This is a genomic window from Pseudohaliea rubra DSM 19751 (assembly GCF_000764025.1).
In the GTDB taxonomy this organism is placed as follows: domain Bacteria; phylum Pseudomonadota; class Gammaproteobacteria; order Pseudomonadales; family Halieaceae; genus Pseudohaliea; species Pseudohaliea rubra.
In genome coordinates, this window is the sequence record NZ_KN234769.1 from 13943 (window position 1) to 35086 (window position 21144).

Sequence of the window (21144 nt, forward strand, 5' to 3'; positions counted from 1 at the left end):
ACGGTGGCTGACGGGTCTAATGCTAACACCCGGCCGGGCGTCGACCAATCCGCGGCGGGCGCCTGGACTGTCTACGTACTGTGCTGCGCCGACGGCTCACTCTATACGGGCGTAACCCGGGACCTCGCCCGACGCCTGCGCCAGCACAATGGTGAACTCGCCGGCGGGCCGCGTTATACCCGTGGCCGCCGTCCCGTGGTGCTCGGTTGGAGCGCCGCAGCCGCCTCGCGGAGCGAGGCCCAGCGCCAGGAGGCCCGCATCAAGCGCTGGCCGCGCCGGGCGAAGCTTCGCCTTCTGCATCGTTGACGATCGCTGCGGCCTCTTCGAGGGCCGCCTCTGCTTCCAGCCACGCGTCTTCCAGGCTCTCGTTCTCACCGCGCAGCTCGCCCTCGCGGCGCAGCAGCGCCGTGAGCTCATCGCCCGCCTCGGCTGTGTAGAGCGTTTCGTCCGCCAGCTTCTCCTGCACTGCCGCGAGCTCCGCGCTGCTGCGTTCGAGGGCGGCTTCCAGCCGCTTCACGTCGCGCTGCAGGGGACGCAGCCGTTCCCGCTGCGCCGCGGCAGCCTGGCGGCGGCTGCGGCGGTCTTCCGCAGGCGCCGCCGGCGCTGAGGGAGCCGGTGCGGGCCCGGCGGCGGCCAGGACCGCCGCCTCGTAGCCGGCAAGGTCGCCGTCATAATCGTGTACCGTTCCATCGGCCACGAGCCAGAGGCGGTCGACGGTCGATCGCAGCAGGTGCCGGTCGTGACTCACCAGCAACACGGTGCCGTCGTAGCGCTGCAGCGCCTCGGCGAGGGCCTCGCGCATGGCGAGGTCCAGGTGGTTGGTAGGCTCGTCGAGCACCAGCAGATTGGGCGCCTGCCAGAGCACCAGGGCCAGGGCGAGGCGCGCTTTCTCGCCGCCGGAAAAGGGGGCGATGGAGGCTGTGGCGCGATCACCGCGGAAGTCGAAACCGCCGAGGAAATCGAAGATAGCCTGCTCCCGGGCCCCGGGGGTGGCTCGCTGCAGGTGCTGCGCCGGGCTCGCAGTCAGATCGAGGACCTCCAGCTGCTGCTGATCGTAGTAGCCGAGGCGGCAGCGATCGGAGGCCTGGCGCTCGCCGGCAAGCAGCGGCAGGCGGCCCACGAGAGCCTTGAGCAGGGTGCTCTTGCCGGCGCCATTGCGGCCGAGGAGGCCGACGCGGTCCCCGGGCGCCAGGCGCAGGCTGACGTCGTCGAGAACCGTTCGTTCGCTGTGGCCGAGGCTGGCCCGGTCGAGGGCCAGGGCGGGGTCCGTGAGCGGTGGCGCCGGGGGAAACTGGAAACGAAAGGGCGTATCGACGTGCGCCGCGGCGACCTGCTCCATGCGCTCCAGGGCCTTCAGCCGGGACTGGGCCTGCCGGGCCTTGCTCGCCTTGGCACGGAAGCGGCGCACGAACGCTTCGATCTCGGCGACGCGCTGCTGCTGCTTCTCCTGCTGGGCCTGTTCCAAGGCCAGCCGTTCGGCCCGCTGGCGTTCGAATTCGCTATAACCGCCCCGATAGGCCGCCAGGCTGCCGCCAGAGAGGTGCAGTACGCGGTTGCAGCTGGCGTCGATGAAGTCGCGGTCGTGGGAGATGAGCAGCAAGGTGCCGCTGTAGTCTGCCAGCCAGCCCTGGAGCCAGAGACTGGCATCGAGATCGAGATGGTTCGTGGGCTCGTCGAGGAGGAGCAGGTCGGAGGGTGTCATGAGCGCCCGGGCGAGATTCAGGCGGATGCGCCAGCCGCCGGAGAAAGCACTCACCGGGCGCTCGCCGTCCCCCGGGGCGAAGCCAAGGCCGCGCAGGAGCCGCTCCACGCGGGCCTCGGCGCTGTAGCCGTCGCAATCCTGCAGGGCCGCATGGGTGGCCGCGGCGCCATCGAAGTCACCGGCTTGCTCCTGCGCCTGGAGCCGGTTATGCAGGGCGGCGAGTGCTGCATCGCCGGCGAGCACATACTCCCTGGCCGGCAGCGCGCTGGCCTCGACCTCCTGCGCCATGTGCGCAATGCGCAGCCCCGCGAGGCCGTCTACCTCGCCGCCGTCGGCGCCGAGCTCGCCGAGAAGCAGGGCGAAGAGGCTGCTTTTACCGCTGCCGTTGGCGCCGATAAGGGCGATGCGCTCCCCGTGCTGCAGCGTGGCCCGGGCACGGTCGAGGAGCAGCCGGTCGCCGCGGCGCAGGGAAAGTTCACGTAAGATCACCATGGGGGCAGCATTCTACTGGTCGAGCGGGGCAAGCGCGAAGGATGATGGGACGCAGTGACGTCGAGGAACTCTGGGCCGGGATCACGGCCCTGTACGCAGAGCCGGGAGTTGCCGAGGCCTGCATCGCTGCTCAGGACGAGGCCGGTGCCGACGTACTGCTGCTGCTCGCCGCGGCCCTGCAGGCGCGTCGCGGTGTCAGTCTTGCGGGTCGGGGTGCGGCCCTCGCTGCCGCGGTGGGGCCCTGGCGCTCGGAGGTCGTGGGCCCGCTGCGCGCCCTGCGTCGCCGCTGGCGCGGTCTTGCCGGCGTCGAGCCGCTGCGGGAGCGTCTGAAGGCTCTGGAGCTCGAGGCCGAGCGGGCCCAGTGGGAGCGAATGCTGCCGCAGCTCGGCGGTACGCCCGGTGAGGCGGGTCCGGCACTGCTGCGGGAAAACCTGGCGGTGGTGGCGCCGGGGCTGGCTGCCGGGCGTCGCGATGCTCTGGCGACTGTGCTGGCGCGGGGGTGGCGACCGGCCCCCGGCCGGTAGTAACATTCGACGAAACAAGGCTTGCGCGACGGGCGCCCGGACGGGCGCTGGCGCAGTTCTCCTTTTTTTCCCGCAAATGATGGAAAGCAGACTATGAAAAGATTCGTCACGCCCGTGGCCGCGGTTGCACTCGTCCTCGGCCTGCAGGCCTGCGACCAGCAGCAGTCCGGCGACAGTGCCGCCGGCAACGAGCCGGTGGCTCTCGATACGCCGACCAAGCGCCTGAGCTATGGCGTGGCCCTTGGCCTTGGCCGCAACATGAAGAACGACGGCATGGAGATGGACATCGACGCCTTCGCTCTGGGCCTGCGTGATGCCTTCAGCGGAGCAGAGCAGCGCCTGAGCCAGGAAGAGATTCAGGCGGAGATGATGGCCTTCCAGGAAAAACTGCAGGCGGAGCAGGAAGCCAACCAGGAGGCCCAGGCCTCGGCCAACGCCGACGCGGCCCAGGCCTTCCTGGCCGAGAACGGAGCGCGTGAGGAAGTCACCGTTACCGATAGCGGCCTGCAGTACGAGGTTATCGAGGCCGGTGAGGGGCCTGTGCCGGGTTCCGGTGACAGCGTTGAGGTTCACTATCGCGGCACGCTGCTCGACGGCACGGAGTTCGACTCTTCTTATGAGCGCGGCCAGCCCGTGACCTTTGGCGTTGATCAGGTTATCGCCGGCTGGACGGAAGCGCTGCAGCTTATGCCGATTGGCTCCAAGTGGAAGCTCTACATCCCGCCGGAGCTGGCCTACGGCGCCGGCGGTGCGGGCAACGTGATTGGCCCGAACGCTGCGTTGACCTTCGAGGTCGAGCTGCTGTCCATTCCGAGCCAGGAAGAGGAAGCCGCCGGCGAGGACGCTCCCGCCGAAGGCTGATCAGCGTCCTGCCCGGAGTCGCGGTGTCTCGCCGCGACTCCGGGAACCAGGCCGTTTTCCGTCGGCGCGAAGATGCGCCTCCCCCGGCTATCCCCCGGCGCCTGCGCCGCTCAGCGGCGCAGCAGCTGCCAGAGACTGAGCAGGCACAGCACCAGGAAACCCGCCAGGGTCTGCGCCGGAATGCTGAGGTCGAGGAAAGTCCACACGGTCTCTGCGCAGTTGCCATCCCCCATCATGATGACCGAGAAGGCCTCCGAGAGCGGCAGCGTGTCGAGCAGGTAACCGAGGCTCGGGCCGCAGGCTGGCACCTGGTCTTCCGGCAGCTGTTGCAGCCACACGTGGCGGCCGGCGACGCCGGCCCCGCCGCCAGCGGCAAGGAGACACAGGCCGGCATAGGTTCGGCGGCCCGTTACCCCCGGGTTGTGCAGGGCCGCCAGCAGAGCGAGCAGGCCGGTAAGGATCATGAAGCCGCGCTGGGTGACGCAGAGCGGACAGGGCGCCAGGCCCAGGTGCTGCTGCAGGAAAAACACAGCGAACAGCATTGCAAAGACAGTGCCGAGGAACAGCAGGAAGAACACCGAGCGGGGTGCTGTGAGCGCTGGCATGGTGGCGTTACTCTCCTGTGGTTGGCGCCGCCGTCAGAGGGCCGCGTACTGATCGTAGTAGGCCTTGAGGTAGCTGCTGAAGTCCTGGCTGTCGGCTGCTTCGAGGGCGCGCTGGGCGCCGAGGGAGCGTTCGCTTTCTGTCTCCAGGGCTGCCAGTGCGGTCTCGTCGAGCGCCCGTTCCCGGAAGTGCCTGGCCCAGCGCTCGCTATAGCGTAGCCCGAAGCGATAGAACGGCAGCCCGTCCTCGACCATCTCCGCGAGCATGCGCGCCGAGGGCGTCTTGGCCGGGTCATCCACCTTTGCCGCCTGCGCCGCGACAGCGGCGCGATAGCCACCGTCCCCATGGGCCGTATCGAGGAGCGCCGCGGTGCGGGCGACGCCGGCGAGCCGCTCCCCTGCCAGCTCGTCCAGGGGCCGACGGTCGCTACCGTTCGCCAGCGTCAGCCCCGGCTCCCGGCCGCGATTGACCACCATGGCAAGGTTCTCGTCGAGCACGGCCTGCTCCTCCGGGGAGCAGGGCGGGCTGTCCTCAACCAGGCAGTGCAGGAGAAACGCGTCGAGAAAACGGATTGTCTCTCCGTCAAGGCCAAGGGGTGCAAAGGGGTTGACGTCCAGGCAGCGCACCTCGATGTACTCGATGCCGCCGCGGCGCAGCGCCGTAAGCGCCGTCTCGCCGGAGGCGGCGACGCGCTTCGGGCGGATCGTACTGTAGAACTCGTTTTCGATCTGCAGCAGGCTGTCGTTAAGTTGCTGGTAGTCGCCGCCCGCACCACTCGGGAATTGCGCGTAGGCCGGGTGCGCCGTGAAGATGGCGTCCTTCAGGGTCTTCAGGTAGCTGTCGAGGTCGTTGTAACAGACCTGCAGGCCGCGCTGGGCGTCGCTGTTGTAGCCGAGGCCGCCCATGCGCAGGGAGGTTCCGTGGGGCCGGTAGAGTGTATTGCCCTCCGGATCCATGAGCTCGAGGCCGTGGCCCTGACGGCCGCGGAGGAAGCTTGCGCATACCGCCGGGGAGGCACCGAAGAGATAGATCAGCAGCCAGGACCAGCGGTGGAAGTTACGGATCAGCCCCAGGTAGCGCTCCGTAATGTAGTCCTGCCGGCTGCCGGGGGCGCCGTCGTCCTGCCAGGCTGCTTCCCAGAAGGCCTCGGGGGGCGAGAAGTTGTAGTGGATGCCGGCGATCGCCTGCATCATGCGCCCGTAGCGGTGGCCGAGGCCCAGCCGGTAAATGGTTTTCATCTGTGCCACATTGGAGCTGCCGTAGCGAGCCACGGGGATACCGGCGTCGCCGCTTACGATACAGGGCATGCTCAGGGCCCAGAGCCGCTCCTTGCCGAGCTGCCGGTAGACAAAACTGTGGATGTCCGCCAGCGTCTCGAGGGTTTCACCGATGCCGGAGCTCACGGGTGTGATGAACTCGAGGAGCGCTTCGGAATAGTCCGTGGTAATACTGCCGTGGGTCAGCGCGGAGCCGAGTCCGGGAGGATGCGGTGTCTGCGCGAGGGTCCCCTCGGGGGTGATCCGCAGGCTCTCCTTCTCGACGCCCCGGCGGATTTCCGTGAGCAGGGTCGGCTGTCCCGCGGCCAACCGCTCGAGCTGTGTCTGCCAGTGCGATGTCACGGGATGTCCTTTGCTGCGGGCGACGGATAAACGCAGCAGTTTAGCGACGAAGGCGGGGTGAGTACAGGTTGCGGCACCGGGTAAATAAGCGCGGGCGACGAAGAATTGCATGGCGCCTGTTTCATACCGGGTAATGAAGGAGCATCGCCGTATGACAGAGCCGTGAAAGCACGGTGAACCCTCCAAGAAGTTTCCATGAACTTTCCATGAAGACTCGCTAAATGCATTGAGCGCCCACCGCGACGCAACTAGCCTTGCGCGCGTCTCGTATCCCTGCCAGAGAGTCTTATGAACATGCAAACTCAACTATCTGCCGCCGTTGCGGCTGCCCTTGGCGCGTTGATCGCCAGCGGTGCGGCCGCCCAGTCATCAACAGACCGTAGCGATACGCGTATCGAGGAAGTCCTGGTGCATGGCCAGCGCGACATGATGCGCAGCGCCATTGATCGGCAGCGCGAGTCGGACCGCATCATGAGCGTGATTACGCGGGATGCCATCGGCAACCTGCCCGATCAGAACGTAGCGGAATCCGTTCGCAGGCTGCCTGGTGTGAACGTTCTCAACGACCAGGGCGAAGGCCGCTTTATTGCCGTTCGCGGTCTCGATCCCAGTCTGAACGCTTCGAACGTCAACGGGGTGCGCGTCCCTTCACCGGAAGCGGACACCCGTGCCGTTGCCCTGGATGTGATCGCCTCCGAACTCGTGGAGTCCATCGAGGTGGTCAAGACGCTGACGCCGGACATGGACGCCGACACCATCGGCGCCTCTATCCAGATCAACACCATGCGCGCCTTCGAGGCCGAAGACCGCTTTTTTTCCGTCAAGGCCGAACAGTCCTACAACGACCTGAGCGATGCCTATTCGCCCAAGGGCTCCGTGGAGTTTCTCTTCCCCATCAACGACCGACTGGGCATAGCCGGTGGCGTTTCCTACCAGGAGCGGGAGTTCTCGACCGACAACATTGAATCGGAAGGCTGGGACGTCACTGATGACGGCGTTCTGTATGCCGACACGGTGGAATACCGGGACTACGACGTGCTGCGCGAGCGCACCAGCGCCTCGTTGACCGTGGATTTCAAGGCCACAGAAAGCACCACACTCTACGCGCGGATGATGTACAGCCTGTTCGAGGACACCGAGTCGCGCCGCCGGCTGGTTCTGGAGATGGACGGGGAACCGCGCTCGGGCAGTGCAACCTCGGCGTCCTTCCTGTCAGACGACGGTGAAATTGTCGCCGAGCGCGAGCAGAAGGACCGCTACGAAGCCCAGGAAATCCAGACCTACGCCATTGGCGGTGAAACCCTCTTTGACAACTGGGAGCTGGATTACAGCGTCAGCTATGCCTACGCGGAAGAGCACGAGAAAGACACCTTCGAAACCCTGTTCGCGACGGGCTTCGAGGATCCGGGCGCACTGGGCATCGACTTCGACTACAGCAATGATGAGCAGCCCCGCTATGGCATCAGCCAGGGCGCCGACGCTTTTTTCGATCCGACCACCTATGAATTTGACGTGGTGGAGATTCCCGACGGCCTGTCAAAGGACGAGGAAATCACCTGGCAGTTCAACGCCGCACGCAATTTCCGCATGGACAGCGGCACGCTGCAGATCAAATTCGGCAGCAAGGTGCGGCAGCGCACCAAGGAGCGCGAAACCTTGCTGCAGGTGTTCGATGATTTTGACGGCGATTACACGCTCGCAGACGTGACCGGCCAGCAAAGCTTCGGCCTCGCCGCCATCGACCCCGTGCCCAGCCTCGGTGCGGTGCGCAATTTCAATATCGCCAATCTCGACCGCTTTATTCTCAACGACTTCGACACCCGGCTGGAATCCAATATCGAGAATTTCAGCGTCGACGAGGACATCCTGGCAGGTTACCTCATGGCGCGCTGGGAGTCAGGACCGCTGACGGTCATTGGCGGTGTCCGCGTGGAGCGCACTGACAACACGGTACGCGCCAATCTCACCGAGATTCTGGGGGAGGGCAGCGTTCTCAACGGCGTCACGCTCGAGGAAGACCAGGTAAATTTCACGCCCAGTGAAGAGAGCAACAGCTATACCGATTGGCTGCCCAGCCTGAGTGCGCGCTACGACCTGCGCAATGACGTCGTGCTGCGTGCCGGCTTCTTCAACAGCCTGGTGCGTCCCGGCCCGGAACAGCTGGCGCCGATTTTTATCATCGAGGAGTCCGAGGGGGGCGGTCGCGAGGGCGAGTTCGGCAACCCCGGCCTGAAGCCTTACAAGGCTTTTAACGTGGATGCGAGCGTCGAGTGGTACTTCAGTGAGAACGGCGTCCTGTCCGGTGGCCTGTTCTACAAGGAAATCGACGATTTTATCGTCAACGCGCGTTTCGAGACCGATGAGCCGCCCTTCAACGGCGTGTATAACGGCATCCCCTTCGACGAGGGGATCATTCCGCTGAACGGTGACGAGGCGACGGTGCAGGGGGTCGAATTCAACTACCAGCACGCGCTGACGCAACTGCCGGCGCCCTTCAATGGCCTTCTGCTCGGCCTTAACTATACGTATACCGACGCCGAGGGCGACATCGGCGAGCGCACGATCCCCCTTCCGGCTGCGGCGGAGCAGACCTACAACGCCATGCTCGGCTATGAGTCCGGGCCCCTGAGCGTCCGCCTCACCGCTGCCTACCGGGATGAATACCTCGATGAACTGGAAGGCTCCCCGGAGGAGGACCGCTACGTCAGGGATCATCTGCAGGTGGATCTGACGGCCAATTACGACGTCAGCGAAAAGATCAGGGTCTACTCGCAGTTCCTCAACCTGACTGACGAGCCCTTTGTGGCCTTCCAGCGCGGCCCGGGCGCCAGCCGGCTGTTACAGTACGAGGAGTATTCCTGGACCGTACGACTCGGCATCCAGGTTCGCCTGTGAAAATATCGATGGGACCCATAGCCATGCAGACCTCGCTGATTCGTGCCGCCGTCACCGGCATCCTCCTTGCGACCCTGGGAGTGGCAGCGGTCTCCGCGGAGACGCAGTCACCCCATGTCGAACTGGAGCGCGCCGTCTCGGGGGTTATCGAGCGGATGCAGCAGACGCTGTCTGTCGAGGAACGCCTGACCCTGACGCCGGAGTCGGCTGCATCGTTCCTCAACGGGAGGGAGCGGCAGCTGTTCTCCACCGGCTTCGCCAGGCTGCAGGTCTCGACACCGGTGACGGTTCATGTGGCCTTCGAATCCGCGCCCGGCGAGGTGCCCTTCTGGCTGCCGGCGCGCGGCTTCGAGCGGCGCAGCGACCTCGACTTCCTGGTGAAGGGCGAGGATGACTACGCGACGTGGTCAAAGCGCTTTCCTGCGGGCGAGATCGGTCTTGGGATTCCGGGATTCACCGGCGAAATGAAGCCCTACCTCATCTTCATCGAGGCTGACAATTCCGCCAGCGTCGAGGTTGAGCCGCTAGTGCCAGGCGTCGATGTGGTGGAGGCCACCCTTGGCCAGCAGGTCTATCTCGACGATGATGACGACCTGACCACGTTGCCCGATCGTCTATTGGGCCTGCCCATGCTGCGCTCCTACGAGAGCTGGGAGTTTGTTGCCCGCCTCGTGGGGTATTTCCGCGTCACCGACTATCCCTCCAGCGAGCGCCCGGACCACGTTCAGCTCACCTGGCAGGGCGATCCTGCCTCCAGCGTCACGGTGCAGTGGCGCACCCGCGGCGAGAGCGCCGGTGGCCGTCTCTGGCTGGCACGCCGGTCAGAGCTGCTGCAGGAGGACAATCCGGGTAGCGCCCGCATTGTGCAGGCGGAGCCCTTCGTCATGACGACTCTGCAGATCGAGAACGATCCCGCCGTTACGCTGCACCGGGCAACCCTCGACGATCTTGCGCCGGCCACTGACTATGCCTACGCGGTGAGTGCGGGCGACGGCGGGCAGTGGAGTGAGCTTCGCAGCTTCCGCACGGCGGCGAAGCCCGGGGATGAACCCTACAGCTTTGTCTACCTCGGCGACCCGCAGAGCGGACTCGACCGCTGGGGCGAGCTGATCCGGCAGTCAGATTACCGCTTTCCGGAGTCTCGCTTCTATCTCATTGCCGGCGACCTGATCGATGAGGGCACGCAGCGCGATAACTGGGACCAGTTCTTTGCCGAGAGCAGCCCCGTGTTCGATCGCCGTCCGGTGCTGCCTGCCATCGGCAACCATGACAGCCACGGCGGACATCCGACGCTGTATCTGCAGCAGTTTGCGCTGCCCGATAACGGCACAGACACTTTGGACCCGGGCCGCACCTACCACGTGACCTACCAGGACATGCTGGTGGTGGTCATGGACTCGAATTACGACCTGATTGATCCGGCGACGCAGACCGAGTGGCTGGATCGTGTGCTGGGCGAGAGCGATGCGCGCTGGAAGACCGTCATCTACCACCACCCGCTCTATGCGTCTCACCCCGAGCGCGACAATGCGCCACTGCGCGACGCGTGGCTGCCGATCTTTGACCGACACGGTGTCGACATTGCGTTTCAGGGGCACGATCACGCCTACATGCGCACCCAACCCCTGCGCGGTGGCAAGCCGGTGGCCGAGGGCGAACACGGCACTGTGTATCTGGTGGCCGTGTCAGGGACCAAGATGTACGAACAGTCGTTGCCCGAATTTGCGGTGTTTGGCGCGACAGACACCCGCACTTTCCAGGTGATCGACGTCGACCCCGGTAACGGGACCCTTCGCTATCGCGCTATCTCCGAAGCGGGCGAAGTGATCGACGAGTTCGCGCTCCAGAAGCCCTGAGCTGACACTTTAGAACCTAGTGCCACCCGTTAAGAGCGCGCGTCTCTGCGGAGCGTGAAGCGGTAGTCATGACGTTCGAGCGGCTCGGCACGGCCGACCTCGTAGGTTTCTACGTGCACCTCGCCATCCGCGTACACGGTGAACACCCGAAACATGGCGCTATGGCGGGTTTCATCGGGAATCTTCGTGCGCTCCAGCGCTGGAATGTGCAGGTAATGAACCGCGCCTATCCGCTTGGAGTGGTTCACCCGATCCATGTCCATGTGCAGATCACCGGAAATGATGGCCGCGAGGTTGGGCTGATCGATAACCTCGGCAAAGCGTGCATGGGTGATGCCCTTGTCCGGATTTTCCGGGTAGGCACCGGTCTGCGCTCCGTGCACGATCAGCAGCACCGGCCTCGGCGCAAGCTGCCCGATCTGCTCTAACATCCACTCGATACCGCTGTCCTCGAAATCCCGGTCGACGTCTGGCGAGGCAAACACCAGCGCAACCGTATCCGTCTCGATCACGTAGCTGGGTTCCTGCATTTCCGCTTTCTCCGCACCCCAGCGATTGGCGTAGGCCAGGTAACGGTCCACTGTACTGTCATGTTCTTCATTGCCCATGATGGGGTAGAAGCGCAGGTTCAGCGCCTGCAGGACCTCGGTCGCGTTCTCGTACTGAATGCGGGTTCCCTTGTGGGCAATATCGCCAACGCCGATCACGAAATCCACATGCATGGCTTGCGCCAGCCTGTTTACGTCCGCTACCGCCGCGGCCAGGTGCGGGAAGTGGGGCTCGGGCTTGGGCTCAGCGTCGCCCAGCGCGGCGAATCGAAGAACAACCTCCTTACTGTCGGCGCTGAAGGCCGGCGGGATGGCAAGTGCAAAGCCCAGCAACAGTGTCAGGACGATAGCGCCGCTTTGTATCCGTGTCATGCTGGTCTCCGTGTAGAGGCGTCAAAAGCTTCAGGAATAACACAAAACAATGACGTGACTGTGACAGTGCCTCGGCGAACGCTCTGGGGGAGTGGACATATCCTCCGGCGCTGGCCCTGCGGTCTCGCGGGCCACGTTCTGCCCCTCACTGATCAGGACGATGTCCCGGACGATGGGTGGATCGGCTTGCAGCACTTGTGGCTCCAGGAAATGAGAGAGGCGGGCGGTTGCGGCACCGGGTGCCTCAGCCTTCCTCGGGCACATTGATCTGTTGGAGGGCCGCCTCCCAATGAGCGATGTCCGAGCCTGCGGCCTCGAGGATCTCGAAGCCGGCGAGCCAGCTGCCGGGGCGGTCCTGTTCGCGCATGCGCCAGCGCACCTGGCCGACCAGGTAGAAGGGTTCTGCCTCCCCGGGGATGTCGACGCCAACCTGAAGAATCGCCCCGACGGCTACCCGCTGGTCGAGCTGCACCCGCAAGCCCCGCCGGGAAACCTCCAGGGTGTGGCAGCGAAGGACCTTGCCGGGACCGAGCGCGCCCGGCGGTGGTGACTCGATCTCGATGAACACCGTGCTGGCCAGCGGCAGCCGGTAATAGCGACGCTGGTTCCTGCCCTGCTCTTCAGTCATGGTGCGTCCTCCAGGCCCAGACCCAGGCCCTGTCAGTCATCGCGGTGCTCCCGGGCCCGCTGCACCTCGTCGCGGAAGTAGCAGCGGGTCTCCAGGATATCCACCAGCCCGTCATCGATCAGGGCCAGGAGTTCGCCGCGGCTGAGTTCGCGCAGGGCGATACCGCGGCGGTTCACGAAAATATAGTTGTCCCGACGTGGATCGTAGACCGCGAGCTTTGCCATGATCGGCGTCTCGCCGTCGTGGAAGCCGAGCCAGGCACCCATGGGGACGTCCATCTCCGGGCCCGGTGGGGTGCGCCGCGGGCGCTCTGAAGTTGCCGGTTGCGGGGCGGGCGCAGGCACAGGCGCCGGGGCGCTGCTGCGCCGCTCCCGGGCGGGCGCCGTCGCCTGGTATTCCTGGCCGGGTTCGTCACCGACCAGCTCCAGCTCCAGGGAGGGCAGGTTGCTCTCTACCTCAGCCTCCGCTCCTGCCTCCGCTTCTGCTTCTGCCTCTGCCCATGGACGGGCTGGTGCCGGCGGCGGCGCGAATTCGGGCAGCGTATCGGTGGGCGGCGGCCTGGTTTCCGACGTTGTCGCGGGCTCCGGCGGGTCGGCGTTTGCCGTTTCCGTGGTGTTCTTTGCCGGTGCTTCACGGTCTCCGAAGGGATCGGGCGTTGGCGCCGCCTCTGTCGGGGGTTCGGGGTCCGGGGTGATCCGGTGCTCGGCTTCCGGCGGGCACTCGGGTTCGGTCGGATGCTCAAATACCGGCTGCTGTGCAGGTTCGTGTGGCTGTTCAGCTGCAGCCGGTTGCTCAGCCTCAGGCGGTAGCTCAAGTTCGGGCGGCTGTTCAGGTTCAGGCGGGCGGTAGCCGGGCTCGATCAGCGCGCGCAACTTGTGGTGGTCATCGATGCCTGCCGCGTGGCTCAGGGAGAGGCTGAAGCTGTCCTCTGCCGGCAGGTGCCGGGCGCTGGCACTGCGGAGCCGTTCGATGAAAGAAGCCCGGTCGAGGTCCAGGGCCTTGAGACCCACCGCATTGGTGAACAGCAGGTGCCGCCCTTCCTCGAGCTGCAGGGAGAGCCGGGCGCGGAGCTCGCCGTGCTCATCCTGCAACAGGTACCACTGGCCGGTCTCGAGGCTTGCTGCGGCCCCGTCCTCGCCCCCGCTGCCGTCCTGCTCTCCGGGAACCGCCAGCGGTCGGATGTGGGTAAGGCCGAGATCCTGCCCGTGGGTCATGCGCAGGTGCACGTACTCCACGAGGCCGATGGCGTCATCGGTCGCCGCGCTGTCATGCTCCAGACTCAACAGCCAGTGACGGAGTTCGCCGGAGAGGCGACGCAGAGTGCTGCCGCCCTGGTCGCCGCCCCCGACCGCGGGCTGCACGGAACGCATGAGTTGGTCGGTGATGCGGCTGATCTCGCGCCATTCCTGCGAACTGGTGCCGTGGCGCAGCGCCACCAGCTGAAGGCTGTCGTACCAGGGACCCTTGAGGAATTCGCCGATAGCCATGGGCAGCTCGCAGCTGGCGAGGCCGCGATTTATGATGCCGGCGGCCTCCCGACGGGCGTGGCGTGTGCGCACGGCGGCCTGCTCCGTTTCCTCCAGGCGATGCACCATGCGCGCGGCGCGCTCCTCGTCGCGGTGCGCGGCGGCTTCGAGCTCTTGCGTTATCGCGCTGAAGTCTGTGCCCGGGTCCTCGAACCAGGCCAGCGCCCGCTCAACTGCGCGGCGCACGCGTTGCTCCAGCATCTGCCCGGCGCGGTCCAGCCGCGTCTGCCAGCCTACGGCGCTGTGCTGAAGGCGGTCGAGGAGTTTGTGCAGCGGGTGGGCGCCTGGGGTAAAAAAGCTGTGCTCCGCCAGCGCGACGGCGATGGCCAGGGGGAGCAGCCGGTGGAGCGTATCGCGCAGCGGAGCCTCCACGGGATAGTCATGGCTCCAGCAGTCGAAAGCGAGGCTGATCCACTCGATGGTGGCGGCGTCCGCTGCCGCAAGCTGTGCAGGACCGTCCTCAGCCGTGCGCTGGCGGATTATTGTGAGGAGGGGCTCTGCGGCGCCCACCGCATCGCGAAGGTAGGTGGTGAGACGTTCCTGCTGCAGCATGTCCGCATCGGAGGACGGCTCTGCGTGCGGGAACGTGCGGCACACGACCTCGCGAAGCGAGCAGGGGAGCGGCAGGTGTTCGTTCGGCAGCGTCATGGCGACGAGCCGGCAGGCCTCAACGGACGCTGCGCAGCAGCTGGTCGACCACTTTTTCCAGCTGGCGCAGGTTGTGGCATTCGGCGGCGAAGTGACAGGTGCTCAGGTAGCGGTGCATCTCCGAGTCACCGGTGCCCCAGGCGCGGCGCGATTCCGGGTTCAGCCAGATAACCTGTTTGCTGCGCTGGTAAATGCTCTGCATGATCGGAAGTTCCGGATCGCCCCGGTTATTGCGCGCGTCGCCGAGGATGATAACCGATGTATGACGGTTTATGTCATTGAGCGCCAGGCGGGCAAAGTCCCGCAGGCTGGCACCGTAATCGGTGGCGCCGCCGTAGCGCCAGTTCACGAGCTCCACGGCACGCTCGAGCGGTTCCTCCTCGAACAGTCCGCTGACCTCCCCGAGATGGCTCGAGAAGGCAAAGCTGCGCATGCGTGGCAGCACATCCTGGAGGCTGTAGAGAAAGATAAGAAGGAACTTGGCATAGGCGGCCACGGAACCGCTGACGTCGCACAGAGCCAGCACCTGCGCGCGGTCCTTCCGGCGCTGGCGCCAGTGGGTTCGCATGAGTACACCGTCGTTGGGAATGCCGGCGCGCAGCGTGCGCGCCATGTCCAGGCGCCCCCGGCGCCGCGGCTGTTGCCGCGGCCTGTGTCTGCTCGCGAGCTTTCGCGCCATGCGCTGCACCAGTTCGCGCACCCGCGCCGTGTAGTGTTGCTCGATATTCGACAGCCGCGTTTTTGCCAGCACATCGTCCATGAACTGCCGGTTGTGGCCCTCCGCGTGGAGCAGGTACTGCGCATCCACGTAATCCCGGACCTGTTCCCGGAGCAGATCGCGGTAGCTGCGCAACCGGTCGATGGCGGGATCCTCGCGACGTTCCAGGTCGATGACGGCGCCGCGGAGCTGCTCTTCACCCATGGCAGTGAGAATACGACGCGCATACTGTCCTTTCTGCGTGAACAGGCGTATGTCGTCAATGCCGGCGTCCCGGCCGGCGCGCCGGAGCCGGGCGCTGAGTTCCCCGCGCTTGCCGCCGAGCAGTGCCTGCATGAGTGGTGAGGCGAGGAGCTCGCGCAGCGTGTCACTCTCTGTTGCGGCACGGTTGAGTATCGGGTCGCCACTTTCGCCACTTTCGCCACTGGCGCCTCCGCCCTGGCCGTCGCCGGCAGCCTCCGTGGCCGGGGGCGGCTCTGTTGTGCTTTCTTCTCCGTCGCCTTCCCTTTCCCCTTCACCAAAGGCGCCGGCGCCGGCGAAGTCGCCGGCGCTGTGGTCGAAGTAGCGCTCGAAGAGTACCCGGAAGATCTCTTCCTCCCGTCGGCTCTTGACGAGCGTTGCGGCCAGGCCGTCGCGGAGCCGTTCCCGGTCGCCGAAGCCCAGGGCCTCCGCGGCCGCCATGGCGTCCAGCGTCTCGGCGGGAGAGACGCGCAGGTCGTGGCTGCGCAGGATGCGCACGAAGCCGACGAGCGAGCTATCCATCGCGGTTCAGGCCCCCGCGCGCAGCAGCTCCGGCAGGGAGGCCTCGGCGGTTTCGATGTCCTGCTCGAATTTGAGCAGGATATTCAGTGTGCTGCGGGCAGTATTCTCGCCCAGCTCGTCGACGTGCAGCAGAACCAGGCTGCGGGCCCAGTCGATGGTCTCGGAGATCGCCGGCGTCTTGCGCAGGTCCAGGTCGCGCAGCGAGTGCACGAAGGCCACAAGCTGCTGCCGCAGGGCTGTGGCGACCTCCGGCACCCGGCTCTGCACGATGCGCTCCTCGAGGACCCGGGAGGGGAAGGGGATGTACAGGTGCAGGCAGCGGCGCTTCAGGGCGTCGGAGAGCTCCCGCGTGTTGTTGCTGGTGAGGAACACCAGGGGCCGGGAGCGGGCGCGGATTGTGCCGATCTCCGGGATTGAGACCTGGTAGTCGGAGAGCGTCTCCAGCAGCAGGGACTCGAATTCATGGTCGGCCTTGTCGATCTCGTCTATGAGGAGCACCGCCCCGCGCTCCTGGCGCATGGCCGTGAGCAGGGGGCGCGGCTCGAGGAAATCCTCGGAGTAGAAGATATCGCCGAAGTCGTGCAGCCGCGCTACCGACTCCGCAAGGCCCCGGGCCCCCTGGAGCAGGTCGCCGAGTTGCTCCTTCAATACCTGGGTGTAGAGCAGCTGCTTGCCGTACTTCCATTCGTAGAGGGCCTTCGCCTCATCGAGCCCCTCGTAGCACTGCAGCCGCACCAGGGGCAGGGCCAGAAGCGTCGCCGCGGTCTTGGCAAGCTCCGTTTTGCCGACTCCGGGCGGCCCTTCCACGAGGATCGGTTTGCCCAGGCGTGCTGCCAGAAATACCGCAGTCGCGATTTTCTCACTGCAGATATAACCGAGGCGGTCGAAGCCCGCCTCGATGGCGTCCACGGACGCCAGCTCACTGAACTCAGGGATGTGCACGACGTTTCCTTTTAGGACGATCAGCGTGGGGCCATCAGCCGCCGGTGGCGTTCATGAAACGGACGATTTCTGGTTCGTCGCCATGGCTGAAGTGGTGCCGTTCCGGCTTGCGCGCCATGGCGTCGGCGATGGCGCGGTGGAGAGCGAAGGGGTCGCCCTGGGGCCGGCGCAGGAGCTCGCGCAGGTCGAGGGCATGCTCGTTGCCGAGGCAAAGCAGGAGCCGCCCCTCTACGGTGACGCGCACCCGGTTGCAGAGATGGCAGAAGTTGTTGCTGTGTGGCGAGATGAAGCCGACGGCGCTGTCGGTCCCGGCGATGCGGAAGCGGCGCGCCGGGCCCGCAGCTCCGGCCGGGTCGCCGAGGGGTTCGAGAGCGAAGTGGCTGGCGATGCGCTCTTGCAGGTCGGCGCTGCTGATGAAGGCCTCGCGGCGATTGTGCTCCTCGATAGCACCCAGGGGCATTTCTTCAATGAAGGCAATATCCAGCCCCCGCTCGCGGGCGAAGCTCACGAGCTCGACCACCTCATCGTCATTGCGCCCGCGAAGTATCACGCTGTTCAGACGGATGCGCTCGAAGCCGGCAGCACGGGCGGCCTCGATGCCTTCGAGCACTCGCGCGAGGTCGCCGGTACGCGTGAGCGCGCGAAAGCGCTCCGGGCGCAGGCTGTCAATGCTGATATTCAGGCGACGCACGCCGGCATCGCGCAGCGGCGCGGCCATGGCGGCGAGGCGCGAGCCGTTGGTGGTGAGCACAAGCTCTTCCAGGCCGGGAAGACGGCCCAGGCGCCGGGCCAGATCGACGATGCCGCGGCGCACGAGTGGCTCACCGCCGGTGAGGCGGAGTTTGCGTACCCCGAGATCGACGAAGGCGGCGGCAACCTGTTCCAGCTCCTCAAGGCTCAGCACTTCGCGCCGGGGGAGGAAGGTCATCTCCTCGGCCATGCAGTAGACGCAGCGGAAATCGCAGCGATCCGTCACAGACAGGCGGAGGTAGCGTATCTGCCGGCCGAAGGCGTCGACCAGCTCTTCCGGGAGCGATGCAGTCATGGGTTCAGTCTACCCGGCCGCAGCCCCGCCCTCCAAGCGACAGCTGTCTTTACTTGGACCTTACGCTGGGCCAGCATGGCGCGACTTGCGCGGGAGCGAACATCATGACGACAGCGGCAACCCGCCCCGGCCGCGGGGCAGCCTTGTGATCAGCCCGGCGCGTCTGGCCCTTCCCGGGGGGCCCTTGCTGGCTGCGGGGGCGGTAGCGTGGCTCGCGGCGGCCGGTCAGCCGGCGCCGGTGCTCGTGGTTACGGCGGTGGCGGTGCTGTGCGTCGTGTGGTGGATCTTCGAGCCGCTGCCCATTCCCGTGACCTCCCTGCTGCCCCTGGCCCTGCTGCCCCTGGCCGGCGTGCTCACCCCGGCGGAAGTCGGCCAGGCCTATGGCTCCCCGCTGATCCTCCTGCTCCTCGGTGGCTTTCTTCTATCGCGGTCCATGGAGGCCTCCGGCGCCCACCGGCGCATCGCTCTCGGCATGATCCGCCTCTTTGGCGCCGGCAGCGCGCGCCGGCTGGTGCTCGGCTTCATGGCTGCGGCGGCGGTGCTCAGCATGTGGATCAGCAATACCGCCACCACGCTCATGCTGCTCCCCGTGGCCCTGGCTGTGCTCGAAGGGACCCACGAGCGGGAGCGGCTGGCGCCCCCGCTGCTCCTGGGCATGGCCTACGCCGCCAGCGTCGGCGGTGTCGGCACGCCTATCGGTACGCCGCCGAACCTTATCTTCATGCAGGTTTTCGCCGATACCACCGGCGAGACCGTGAGCTTTCTCACCTGGATGGGCTGGGCACTGCCCGTGGTGTTCGTGCTGGTGCCGCTTATGGCCCTGGTGCTGACCCGCGGCCTCGGCGGCGCCATCGCGGTCGAGCTGCCTACTGTGGGCCCCTGGCGCCTCGCCGAGCGCCGCGTGCTGCTGGTCTTTGCGCTCACGGCGCTGCTGTGGGTCACCCGCAGTGAGCCCTTCGGGGGCTGGAGCGAGTGGCTGGGGCTCACCGGTGCGAACGATGCCTCGGTGGCCCTTCTTGCCGTTGTCGTCATGTGCCTGCTCCCCGACGGCGAGGGCGGCCGCCTCCTGGACTGGGAGCGCGCCGTCTCCATACCCTGGGGGGTGCTGCTGCTCTTCGCCGGCGGCATCTGTCTGGCCCGCGGTTTCGTCAGTTCGGGCCTGTCGGAGCTTCTCGGCGCCTGGCTCGCCGGTCTCGCCGGTCTGCCGCCGCTGCTGCTCATCGCCGCGCTTTGTCTGGGGGTCACCTTCATGACCGAGGCGACCTCCAACACCGCCAGCACCTCCCTGCTCATGCCTGTGCTTGCCGCTGCAGCGCTTGGCGCAGGCATCGCCCCGGAGCTGATGATGGTGCCTGCGGCCATGAGCGCGAGCTGTGCGTTCATGTTGCCGGTCGCAACGGCGCCGAACTCCGTCGTCTACGGTTCAGGCCTGGTCAGCACCGCCCGCATGGCCCGGGAGGGCCTGCTGCTGAACATCCTCGGGGCGGCCGTGATCAGCCTTGCCTGTTACGTCGCTCTCGCCTGAGCCCCGGCTTACAATAAGCGGCTCAGCCCCTGTCCGGAGTTCCACGCTATGGCATCAGGCCGCCGCCTCGTTCTGCTCTTCCCTATCGTCATTGCCCTGGGCCTGCTTTACCCGGGTATCACCGAACCGGTGCTGACGCTCTCCGGGGAGCTGGAAAAGAGCGAAGTGGCGGAACTCGGTATCGAGCTCATTGCGGGCCCTGAGACCGAGGGACAGTCGCGACAGGTGCTGTCTATGATTTCTGCTTTTCTCGGCCTCGACCAGCTCGAGGGCCGGGTAGAGGCCTATCGCAGTACCCGTTCCATCCTCGGCATGGCGCGCGAGCTCGCCGACGGCGGCAACGCGCTGGTTGCTCTGCTCATCCTCACCTTCAGCGTGGTCATTCCCGTGGGCAAGCTGCTCCTGCAGGCCGCCGCGGTCCTGGCGCCGACGCCGCTTCTGCGGCCGCTGCTGGCGGCCAACGGCGCACTGTCCAAGTGGTCCATGGCCGACGTGTTCGTCATGGCTATGCTGGTGGCCTGGCTTGCCGGCAGGGCGTCGGCGCACGACGGTGGTCTACTGATCATGCAGGCGGAGCTGGAGCGCGGCTTCTGGTTCTTCCTGGGGTACTGTCTGTTCGCGATTGCCGCGGGCATGCTGGTATTGCGCCAGCTGCCCGCGGTGCAGCGCTGATGTTACAGGAGGGCGAGCACCGCCTCGGCGGCGCTGACCTCGACGCCGGGGCCCTCCTCGACCTGCAGGTGCGTGATCACGCCGTCATCGACAACCATGGCGAAGCGCTGGCTGCGCATACCGAGGCCGAAGCCGCGGCCGTCGAGCTCAAGGCCGAGGGCGCGCGTGAAGTCGCCGTTTCCGTCCCCCAGCATGTGGATTTCCTCGGCGTTGTGCGCCTTACCCCAGGCATCCATGACGAAGGCGTCGTTGACTGCCACGCAGGCGATCGTGTCAACGCCTTTTGCCTTGAGTTTGTCCGCGTTGACCACGTAACCGGGGAGGTGGGTCATGCTGCATCCCGGAGTGAAGGCGCCGGGCACGGCGAACAGGACCACCTTTTTGCCACTGAAGAGCTGCGTAGTCGTGACGTCTTCCGGTCCGTTGTCGCCCATGATCTGCAGCTTGCCGTCGGGGATACGATCGCCCACATTGATGCTCATTGCCTTCTCCTTAGTATGCCTGGGGGTGACGGACACCGGGCGGGTCCGGGGTGGAAGCATAGCAGATGGCCGTGACCCTTTGCCCGCTCTGTTCGGGGGCATCGACGACGCCTTTCAGCGAGGATCGGCGGCGCCCCTACCGGCGCTGTCCCCGTTGCGCGCTGGTCTTCGTGCCGCCGCTCTGGCGGCCGACCCCGGCGGCGGAGCGGGCCGAGTACGACCGCCATGAAAACCGGCTCGACGATCCCGGCTACCGACGCTTCCTGGCTCGACTGGCCACGCCGCTCCTCGCAGCGCTGCCGCCGGCCCAGGCGGGCCTGGATTTCGGCTGCGGGCCGGGGCCGGCACTCGCGGCAATGCTCGGGGAAGCCGGTCATCGGGTAGCGCTCTACGACCCTTTCTATGCCCCTGACCCGGCGGCGCTGGCGCTGGGCGGGCGCGACTTCATCACTGCGACGGAGGTAGTGGAACACCTGCACCAGCCGGGCCTGGAGCTGGCGCGGCTCTGGGCGCGGCTGCGGGTTGGCGGTGTGCTCGGCATCATGACCAAGCACCTGCGCAGCCGCGCGGCCTTCGATCGCTGGCACTACAAGAATGACCCTACGCATGTGTGCTTCTTCAGCCGGGCTACCTGGCGCTGGTGGGCCGCAGGCAGACGGGCCAGGCTTGTTTTTGTCGCCGACGATGCACTGCTCTTGCACAAGCTCGGGGGCTGAGGTGTCCG

Annotated in this window: 18 protein-coding genes; 8 read left to right on the forward strand and 10 right to left on the reverse strand. The window is 66.3% G+C overall.

Translation table 11 applies throughout. The annotated features are described in order from the left end of the window. Positions 1-3 precede the first annotated feature (3 nt). Positions 4-306 carry a GIY-YIG nuclease family protein gene (locus HRUBRA_RS15650; RefSeq protein ID WP_322786728.1) on the forward strand — a complete coding sequence of 101 codons (303 nt, stop codon included), beginning with the start codon at positions 4-6 and terminating at the stop codon, positions 304-306. Here HRUBRA_RS15650 and HRUBRA_RS09870 read toward each other — a convergent pair. Then, positions 260-2194, reverse strand: coding sequence for an ABC-F family ATP-binding cassette domain-containing protein (locus HRUBRA_RS09870; RefSeq protein WP_035516727.1), 1935 nt, complete (start codon positions 2192-2194; stop codon positions 260-262). The two genes, HRUBRA_RS15650 and HRUBRA_RS09870, sit on opposite strands and share 47 nt — an antisense overlap. A 41-nt stretch (positions 2195-2235) precedes the next feature. On the opposite strand from HRUBRA_RS09870, the gene HRUBRA_RS09875 reads away from it, so the two are divergent. Together HRUBRA_RS09875 and HRUBRA_RS09880 are read left to right on the forward strand one after the other, a co-directional pair. Then, positions 2236-2718 (forward strand): TIGR02444 family protein, encoded by a 483-nt coding sequence (locus HRUBRA_RS09875; protein WP_084592583.1) that lies wholly within the window; start codon positions 2236-2238, stop codon positions 2716-2718. Between the two features lie 93 nt (positions 2719-2811). Beyond that, positions 2812-3579, forward strand: coding sequence for an FKBP-type peptidyl-prolyl cis-trans isomerase (locus tag HRUBRA_RS09880; RefSeq protein ID WP_035516729.1), 768 nt, complete (start codon positions 2812-2814; stop codon positions 3577-3579). A gap of 110 nt (positions 3580-3689) precedes the next feature. On the opposite strand, the gene HRUBRA_RS09885 is transcribed toward HRUBRA_RS09880, so the two are convergent. Next, entirely contained in the window at positions 3690-4184 is a 495-nt protein-coding gene (locus tag HRUBRA_RS09885; protein WP_035516731.1) for a disulfide bond formation protein B, read from the reverse strand. Between the two features lie 33 nt (positions 4185-4217). Continuing rightward, positions 4218-5801 carry a glutamate--cysteine ligase gene (gene gshA, locus HRUBRA_RS09890; RefSeq protein WP_035516733.1) on the reverse strand — a complete coding sequence of 528 codons (1584 nt, stop codon included), beginning with the start codon at positions 5799-5801 and terminating at the stop codon, positions 4218-4220. A gap of 288 nt (positions 5802-6089) precedes the next feature. Between gshA and HRUBRA_RS09895 the strand changes: the two genes are divergently transcribed. Together HRUBRA_RS09895 and HRUBRA_RS09900 are read left to right on the forward strand one after the other, a co-directional pair. Beyond that, positions 6090-8696, forward strand: a complete 2607-nt coding sequence (locus HRUBRA_RS09895; protein WP_084592585.1) for a TonB-dependent receptor — start codon at positions 6090-6092, stop codon at positions 8694-8696. Between the two features lie 23 nt (positions 8697-8719). After that, the gene (locus HRUBRA_RS09900) at positions 8720-10552 is read left to right on the forward strand and encodes a purple acid phosphatase family protein (RefSeq protein ID WP_035516735.1); all 1833 of its coding nucleotides are present in this window, start codon (positions 8720-8722) and stop codon (positions 10550-10552) included. A gap of 29 nt (positions 10553-10581) precedes the next feature. On the opposite strand, the gene HRUBRA_RS09905 is transcribed toward HRUBRA_RS09900, so the two are convergent. The 6 genes from HRUBRA_RS09905 to moaA form a co-directional block, all read right to left on the reverse strand. After that, positions 10582-11472: a metallophosphoesterase family protein gene (locus HRUBRA_RS09905; protein ID WP_035516736.1), complete on the reverse strand. Its 891-nt coding sequence runs from the start codon at positions 11470-11472 to the stop codon at positions 10582-10584. Between the two features lie 244 nt (positions 11473-11716). Beyond that, entirely contained in the window at positions 11717-12100 is a 384-nt protein-coding gene (locus HRUBRA_RS09910; RefSeq protein ID WP_035516738.1) for a PilZ domain-containing protein, read from the reverse strand. Positions 12101-12132: 32 nt separating this feature from the next. Next, positions 12133-14274, reverse strand: coding sequence for a DUF1631 family protein (locus HRUBRA_RS09915; RefSeq protein WP_035516739.1), 2142 nt, complete (start codon positions 14272-14274; stop codon positions 12133-12135). A gap of 19 nt (positions 14275-14293) precedes the next feature. Continuing rightward, positions 14294-15754: a VWA domain-containing protein gene (locus HRUBRA_RS09920; protein ID WP_035516740.1), complete on the reverse strand. Its 1461-nt coding sequence runs from the start codon at positions 15752-15754 to the stop codon at positions 14294-14296. A 6-nt stretch (positions 15755-15760) separates the two neighbouring features. Beyond that, positions 15761-16696: an AAA family ATPase gene (locus HRUBRA_RS09925; RefSeq protein ID WP_035516741.1), complete on the reverse strand. Its 936-nt coding sequence runs from the start codon at positions 16694-16696 to the stop codon at positions 15761-15763. A gap of 34 nt (positions 16697-16730) precedes the next feature. Then, positions 16731-17741, reverse strand: a complete 1011-nt coding sequence (gene moaA, locus HRUBRA_RS09930) for a GTP 3',8-cyclase MoaA (protein ID WP_035516743.1) — start codon at positions 17739-17741, stop codon at positions 16731-16733. A 187-nt stretch (positions 17742-17928) separates the two neighbouring features. Here moaA and HRUBRA_RS09935 point away from each other — a divergent pair, with 187 nt between their 5' ends. Together HRUBRA_RS09935 and HRUBRA_RS09940 are read left to right on the forward strand one after the other, a co-directional pair. Then, entirely contained in the window at positions 17929-19266 is a 1338-nt protein-coding gene (locus tag HRUBRA_RS09935; protein ID WP_052094661.1) for an SLC13 family permease, read from the forward strand. Positions 19267-19314: 48 nt separating this feature from the next. Further along, positions 19315-19938, forward strand: a complete 624-nt coding sequence (locus HRUBRA_RS09940; protein WP_035516746.1) for a paraquat-inducible protein A — start codon at positions 19315-19317, stop codon at positions 19936-19938. Positions 19939-19940: 2 nt separating this feature from the next. Here HRUBRA_RS09940 and HRUBRA_RS09945 read toward each other — a convergent pair whose 3' ends face one another. Next, entirely contained in the window at positions 19941-20420 is a 480-nt protein-coding gene (locus HRUBRA_RS09945; RefSeq protein ID WP_035516748.1) for a peroxiredoxin, read from the reverse strand. A gap of 65 nt (positions 20421-20485) precedes the next feature. Here HRUBRA_RS09945 and HRUBRA_RS09950 point away from each other — a divergent pair, with 65 nt between their 5' ends. Continuing rightward, a complete protein-coding gene (locus HRUBRA_RS09950; RefSeq protein WP_035516749.1) occupies positions 20486-21136 on the forward strand; it encodes a class I SAM-dependent methyltransferase in 651 nt (216 codons plus the stop codon). Positions 21137-21144: the final 8 nt, after the last annotated feature.